The following is a 7,107-nucleotide window of genomic DNA, read 5'->3' as shown; positions in this document are numbered from 1 at the left end:
AAGCCGAGAATATCGAAAAGGCGATCGCCTGTTATGAATTGGCATTAGAAGTTCTTACCCGCGCCGCTTTTCCCCAACAATGGGCGATGACTCAAAATAATTTAGCAGTAGCTTACAAAGACAGAATCAAGGAAGACAAAGCCGAGAATATCGAAAAGGCGATCGCCTGTTATGAATTGGCATTAGAAGTTCTTACCCGCGCCGCTTTTCCCCAACAATGGGCGATGACTCAAAATAATTTAGCAGTAGCTTACAAAGACAGAATCAAGGAAGACAAAGCCGAGAATATCGAAAAGGCGATCGCCTGTTATGAATTGGCATTAGAAGTTCTTACCCGCGCCGCTTTTCCCCAAGATTGGGCGATGACTCAAAATAATTTAGCAGTAGCTTACAAAGACAGAATCAAGGAAGACAAAGCCGAGAATATCGAAAAGGCGATCGCCTGTTATGAATTGGCTTTATTAGTTTACACCCGCGCTGCTTTTCCCCAAGATTGGGCAATGACTCAAGAAAATATTGCTTATGCTTATCAGGAAAAAGGACTAATTTCAGAAGCAATAAAATGTTTTAAATCATCTTTAGAAATCTTCAAACCAGATGCTTTACCCCTTAGCTGTCTGAAAGCAGCGCGAAACTTAGGCAATTTAGGATTTGCAGAAAGCTTGTGGGAAACCGCCATATTCGGCTACGAAAAAGCCATCGAAGCAGTCGAACAAAGCCGCGAGTGGATTGCCTCCGAAAACCGCAAACGAGAAATCATCGAAGAAAACCTCAACATCTACGAAAAAATGATGCAATCCTGCATCAACCACCAACAATATCACAAAGCAATTCAAACAATCGAACGCAGCAAATCCCGCTACCTAGTCGAACTCTTCACCAACAGCGAAATCTACCCCAAAACCGCCACCGAATCGGAAAAACAACAACTGAGAGACTTGCGCGGCCAAATCGCCGCCATCCAACAATCCCTAGAAACAGAAACCCCTGTTTCTCCCCCTATTTCCCCTCTTTCTCCCCCCCTTACCAAGGGGGGGCCGGGGGGGGTTCCAATCCAAGAACCGGGCGAGATTCCAGACTCTCCCCCGCAACGCACAACCCAAACCCGCACCCAGACTCCCGAATTTTCTCAACAACAACAGGAAAAATTAGCAACAGCATTACAGCAACTAGAACAATTCCTAGAAACCTTCAAACAGCGAGAACCAGAATTCAAGCTAACTCAAAAAATCCAACCCACAGACATCGCCAAATTCCAGAAAACATTAGATCCAAAAACAGCAATTATAGAATGGTACATCGGTTCGGGCGGGCACGGGGGCACCGCCCCTACGGGTGGATTTGCATTCATCATCACCCGCGACAACATAGAATTAATCGCATATACCACAACCGAAATAGCCGAATTAGAAACTTGGAAAAACAACTATATCGACGAATACCGCGACAAAAAAACCAACAAAACCTGGCAAATAACCCTCTCCCAAAAACTCGAACAACTCTCACAAATCCTGCGCCTCAAAGAAATAGCAGACAAAATCCCCCCAACCAGCAAACAACTAATCCTAGTACCCCACCGCTACCTGCACCTATTTCCCCTCCACGCCCTACCATTCACCTCAGAGGGCGGGCACGCACCATCCACCGCCCCTACGAGGTACTTGTTAGACTGCTTCCCAGAGGGCGTGAAATATGCCCCCAGTTTGCAACTGCTGGAACTCGTAAAAAACCGCACCGCCACCAGAAAATCTATCCCACCAAATCAACAACAATTCTTCGCCCTCCAGAATCCCACCGAAGACTTATTCAACGCCGATATGGAAGTAGAAACCATCAAAACCCGATTCGGCGACTTGCATCAAATATTACTCAGAAAACAAGCCACAAAAACCGCCCTCAACCAAAACCGAGAAAACCTCGCAAATGCCAACTACCTGCACTTTTCCTGTCACGGTGTATTCGACTTTGACTATCCGCTGCTGTCATCCCTAGTGTTGGCCGATTCCCTGGAACCAAGGGCGGAAATTAACCTCGCCCAAGCTCCAGAAATTAACCCCCCCCAACCCCCCCTTGCTAAGGGGGGGCTAAGAGAAGAAAACACCTTTGCTCAGGGCGGGCTAAGAGAAGAAAACACCTTTGCTCAGGGCGGGCTAAGAGAAGAAAACACCCTTGCTCAGGGCGGGCTAAGAGAAGAAAATGCCCTTGCTCAGGGCGGGCTAAGAGAAGAAAACGCCTTTGCTCAGGGGGGGCTAAGAGAAGAAAATACCCTTGCTCAGGGGGGGCTAAGAGAAGAAAACACCCTTGCTCAGGGGGGGCTAAGAGAAGAAAATGCCCTTGCTCAGGGGGGGATTGAAGACGATGGGCTAAAAACAAAGCGCTACATCACCCTACGCAACACCAGAAAAGCCCACCCCGAAAAATGTCTCAACCTGCGCGACATCTTTGGCGAATTGCAGTTACCAAAGTGCAGTCTCGTCACACTTTCCGCCTGCGAAACCGGGTTAACCACTTCAACCGCCATGACTGATGAATACATTGGTTTACCCAGCGCTTTCTTGTATGCCGGTAGCATGAATGTTGTCAGCAGTCTGTGGGCTGTCGATGATTTTGCCACGGCAATTTTGATGATAAAGTTTTATCAAGAATTGCCCAAGGCAGATTCAGTAGCGATTGCTTTGAATGCGGCGCAAAACTGGATGCGCGGGGTGAGTCGCGAGCTTTTTGAAGTTTGGGTAGGATTGTTAAAATTAGATGAAAAATGTATGGAAACAGTCCAAGAGTGGTTAAGCTATTCCTCAAAGGATAAACCACCATTTAAAGACCCCGAATATTGGGCAGCATTTTGTGCTACTGGATACTAGGGCTCGGCATTCAGGCAGAAACCGGGTTTTTACCAAAATACTCGTTGATAGCCTGAAATCCCCGAAAAAACCCGGTTTCTTCACCCTTGCCTACAAACCTTGATTAACGGAGAATTGTTATATGACTGTTCACAAAGATATAGCCAGTTTTATCTACTTGCTGAACAAAGAACCGAAAGTTTTTCAGCCGACAGCATGGCAAGATTTACCTCAATTAAACACAGACATACTAAAGTTAGCAGATAATGAATCAGCCATTGCCGAAACAATCAAAACTTGGTGTATAAAACACGATTTGGGAAAAATATTAAGAGATGGTACGCGGAAAGAAATCGAAGATGTCGGCGAACATACCCCAACGACAATGCAGCCGCTAACCAATATTACTCAAACTCTGCGTACCAGCATTGAAGAGAGTTACAAAAAACTTCTAGCCGCCGCAGAAAATCAATCAGATACCAGCGATGACTCCAAGTAACAAAATCTATGCCCCCAACGTTTATCTGTTTGCCTTCCACCTCTGCAACCCCCTAGAGTCAGAGTCGAATTCTCCTGTGGAATTCGGCAGTTTGTGGCAGAAATGCGATGAGATTTTGCAAGCTAAATTAGCAGTCAGTAACAAATTTAATGACAGCTATTTGCACAAAAAAGATGAATCTGTCGGCGGGCGTGTTAACCTGATCGATAAATCAAAAGTTAACGGTCGCAATTCTCTGGATTTTGGTAAGGAGATTTCGGTTGACAATCAGCCAATTCCTGTCAAGGGTTGGGCGCTACCGATGCGAATTGATGACAGTTATGCCTTGGGTTTGCAAATTCGTGTTCCCGAAAAAGATCGAGGCAATAAAACACCTGCTGTGGATGTTAGCATCTTCCAGCAGTTTAATCCCGGTAACTGCTTGCTGCCGGATTTTGTGCAGAGTTATTTCGGGCAAACTCTGCTGATTACGGCTTGGCTGAGTGTGGAACAAAATCAAACGGCGCGGGATGATTCGCAGTTTCTCAAAGGTTTGGGGAAACAGTGTCTGGAAAACTTTATTTCTGGTGACAGTCGCCCGGATTTCTGTCGTCAAGGCGAGTTATTCGGCAGTCCAATTTTGGAGTATGGCAATCTCAATCAGCCCGATAATTACTGTCACGTAATTATCTGGTTTTTTAACAGTCCGACAACCGATGATATCTGGGATGAGACGCGCTATAATGATTTTATGGATTTGTTTTTGTACCGCAATAAGATTCTTCGGGCTGATCGCGACTGCCGCAAGCTTTACCTGGTGATTCGCGAGGAGTACAAGCAAATTGAATTGGATATTGACAAGACTTTTAAGTATTTGCAGCGGGATAGGGCTCGGCAACGACAATCGAAAGGTGCGGGTTTAAATGAGGATGAATTGGAATATCTGGCCAATCAAATGATAGAGTTGCCGCCGCGGGCTGTGAACTATGCGCGGTTGCTGATTGATTTGCAGTTTCGCGAAAATACGATCGCCATTAATACCCAAAATTACACAGATAAATTAAATGAAATAAGTCTTGACATCAAATCGAGTAAAAAGTATAATGATAGTGATGCCGATTTAAGTTTCCTCGCAGCATTCAGTACGCAAAACTGCCCGCGGTTTCAAAGGCAGATTCAGGCAGATTTAGCTTATTTCAAACACGGTACGGGCTTGCTAGACAAAGCAATGGAAGCAATTCGAGGCGTTGTGGCGATCGAAGAAGCTTATCGCGACGCGAAATTAGAAGTCACGATTCAAGCAGTGGGCTTTGGTTTGGGAGTGGCGGGAGTAGTGGCTGGCGGCGCTCCTTATCTGATCAAACAAGACGCGCCCGATCGCAAATTTTACTGGCCGTTACTAACGAATGTAGAAATTCATCCTTTTGTTTTGGTACTGTTGATTAGTTTGGGTGCCGGTGGTGCAGTCTGGTTTGTCTTGACGTTTGGTGTCAAATTCAAGCATCTACTAGCTAAAATCAAGCAGCAGTTGCCACCTTCATAGGGTGGTGTAGGGTTTGTCGGGTGCACCGCCCTCAGATGCGCGATCGATCGATCCTTCCAGATTGTAGGGGGGCGACGCACCTTATACCATTTTTTTAAAGATGTGCTACAGATGAAGTCTTAGCCCCCCCTTAATAAGGGGGGGTTGGGGGGGTAATATCTAGCGCTACTTTATGAAATTGGTATTACTCTGACGCTACTGTGAGGTGCGATCGCTCCCACAATCATGACTGAGGACTAATGACTGAGGACTACTCGATCAACTGTTCCCCTCTTGACCGTAGGCTTGCCAAGCCAAATCCACCAACCCGTTCATAATCGCCACAGCCACCACCGCCGAACCCTTGCGCCCCTCAATCCGAATGTGAGGAACCATCGAATCGTGCAGCCGCGACTTAGCCACATCAACCCCCACAAACCCTGAAGGAGTCCCAATCACCAAAGCCGGTCGAATTTCCTCAGCCTCAATCAAATCGACGAGGGCCGACAAAGCAGTTTGAGCCTGGCCGACGACAAAAATCCCTTCAGGATAGCGTTTAGCCAAAGTTTCAATCCCCCAAGCCGCCCGCGTCTTTTCCTTTTGAGGGCGCGTCAAAGCCTCCATCGAACAATAAACCGGATTAGCAAAGGTACTTTGAATTTGTGGCGTAATGCCCACCTGAACCATCGGCACATCTACTACGATCGTAGTTCGAGCAGCCAAAGCCGCCGCCCCGGCTTGCAAAGCCTGATCGGAAAAACTAATTAAAGACTTGTACTCAAAATCAGCAGTCGCATAGATCACGCGCCGGACTATTTCGTACTCCGCCGCTGAAAAACCGTGGTCGCCAATTTCGCTATCGATTAATCCCAGACTCTGGGCATCGCTTACGTGCCATTCCATTTGTTGGATAGCTGTCGCCTGTGAATTATCAAGTATCAGCTTACCAGCTTTTTGTCAGTTGTCAGTTGTCAGTTGATAGTTGACTGTTGTCAGTTGACTGTTGACTAAGAGGGCGGGCACGCACCATCCACCGCCCCTACCAACTACCAATTGCCAACTGCTTTCCTGTCAACTGCCGACTGCCGACTGCCAACTGCTTTCCTGTCAACTGCCAAACTAATTTTCCTCAGAAGGAGACTTGCCCAAAACCGGAGTTAAGAATGCTACCAAAGCCCCGATCGCAAAACCGGCCACATTTCGAGTCAAAGGCAACCAGTCAGAAGTCCGAGTCACCACAGGCCCAATTCCGAAAGCAAAAAACAGAATCCCCCACAGCGGCGAAAAAATCAGCGCCCACTGCCAAGCCACAAGCTGTCCGGGTTTCCGGGGCTGAGCGGCAAACCCGCAGATCACCCCGCCGAGCACCGATGAAATTAATGTCAGAACCCACTGTTCCCTCGGCAAACCGGGAACCACACGACACCCCCCCTGACGCAAACAGCCTTGTATCGACTCTAAAGATTCAATGATCGATCGATCTTCGCCATTCTCCCGGACAAAAAACTGATTGCCGTAGCGAGTTTGCAGTTCTACCCAAAAACTGCGCGGCAGCAGCGGATACAGTGAGTCGCCCACATTAAAATTGAGCAAATTGCCACCTCGGGGGTCAGCAACTAGCAGCACGCTTTTGCTATCCAAGCCCCAATAACTTTTGACGGCTAAACCGGGCGTGCGATCGTACTGAGTCAGCACTCGCAGCTTCCAGCCGGTTTCCGTCTCAAATTCATTTAAATTTTTTGCCAAATCCTCTTCTTCAATATCCGTAAGGGCTTTAGCTAGGTCAATGATTGGTGTCTGAATTTCTGGCAACAAATCGGGATTGTTGAAAGCGTGGGCCGCAGGTGCGATCGACCACACCGACAAAGCCAGAAAAAATGCGGCAACAGAGGCTAGAAATTTGCGGGGGAAAAGCTGTGACATAGGAATTTCTAATTCAGGTATCAATGGTAGCTGGCGGTCTTAACCAAGGGATAAGAGAAAACTAATATTTCTTTACAATTATTTACTTTACAGGAAGGCGAGAGCAAGGGGAAGAGTTGGGGGAAGAAAGTTTTGAGCTTCCCCGTAGGGACACGGCACTGCCGTGTCCCTACACTTCACAAACATGGAATACGCTGTAACTGTAGAGGGCGCAGATTTCCTGACGGGTGAGTATCGATCCCAGATATTGCACCCGCAATCAAAAACCTGTAGAGGCGGGTTCACCAAAGCTTTAAGGGGTGCAGACAGGTTAAATAAACCCGCCCCCACCCACAAAAAAGCCC

General features: G+C 47.3%; 5 protein-coding genes. 3 read left to right on the top strand and 2 right to left on the bottom strand.

Annotation, left to right across the window (positions count from 1 at the left end; genetic code table 11):
- The 3 genes from QUB13_RS26995 to QUB13_RS26985 all read left to right on the top strand — a co-directional run.
- On the top strand, positions 1-2,861 hold a 2,861-nt coding region (locus tag QUB13_RS26995), incomplete at its 5' end, for a CHAT domain-containing protein (protein ID WP_333387293.1).
- A gap of 121 nt (positions 2,862-2,982) precedes the next feature.
- A complete protein-coding gene (locus QUB13_RS26990; protein WP_333387291.1) occupies positions 2,983-3,339 on the top strand; it encodes a hypothetical protein in 357 nt (118 codons plus the stop codon).
- The gene (locus QUB13_RS26985; RefSeq protein WP_333387289.1) at positions 3,326-4,861 is read left to right on the top strand and encodes a hypothetical protein; all 1,536 of its coding nucleotides are present in this window, start codon (positions 3,326-3,328) and stop codon (positions 4,859-4,861) included. The genes QUB13_RS26990 and QUB13_RS26985 overlap by 14 nt, the downstream gene beginning before the upstream one ends.
- 258 nt (positions 4,862-5,119) lie before the next feature.
- On the opposite strand, the gene QUB13_RS26980 is transcribed toward QUB13_RS26985, so the two are convergent.
- Positions 5,120-5,743, bottom strand: coding sequence for a precorrin-8X methylmutase (locus QUB13_RS26980; RefSeq protein ID WP_194071137.1), 624 nt, complete (start codon positions 5,741-5,743; stop codon positions 5,120-5,122).
- Between the two features lie 216 nt (positions 5,744-5,959).
- Positions 5,960-6,763: a TPM domain-containing protein gene (locus QUB13_RS26975; protein ID WP_333387287.1), complete on the bottom strand. Its 804-nt coding sequence runs from the start codon at positions 6,761-6,763 to the stop codon at positions 5,960-5,962.
- Positions 6,764-7,107 lie beyond the last annotated feature (344 nt).

It is taken from the genome of Microcoleus sp. B4-D4 (assembly GCF_036705185.1).
Taxonomy (GTDB): Bacteria; Cyanobacteriota; Cyanobacteriia; order Cyanobacteriales; family Microcoleaceae; genus Microcoleus.
Note: the sequence above shows the minus strand (reverse complement) of the source record. Positions and strands in the feature narration are given on the sequence as shown.

Bases quoted from the DNA above. Each gene is read 5' to 3' on its own strand.
- QUB13_RS26990 (WP_333387291.1), top strand. From the start codon at position 2,983: ATGACTGTTCACAAAGATATAGCCAGTTTTATCTACTTGCTGAACAAA.
- QUB13_RS26985 (WP_333387289.1), top strand. From the start codon at position 3,326: ATGACTCCAAGTAACAAAATCTATGCCCCCAACGTTTATCTGTTTGCC.
- QUB13_RS26980 (WP_194071137.1), bottom strand. From the start codon at position 5,743: ATGGAATGGCACGTAAGCGATGCCCAGAGTCTGGGATTAATCGATAGC.
- QUB13_RS26975 (WP_333387287.1), bottom strand. From the start codon at position 6,763: ATGTCACAGCTTTTCCCCCGCAAATTTCTAGCCTCTGTTGCCGCATTT.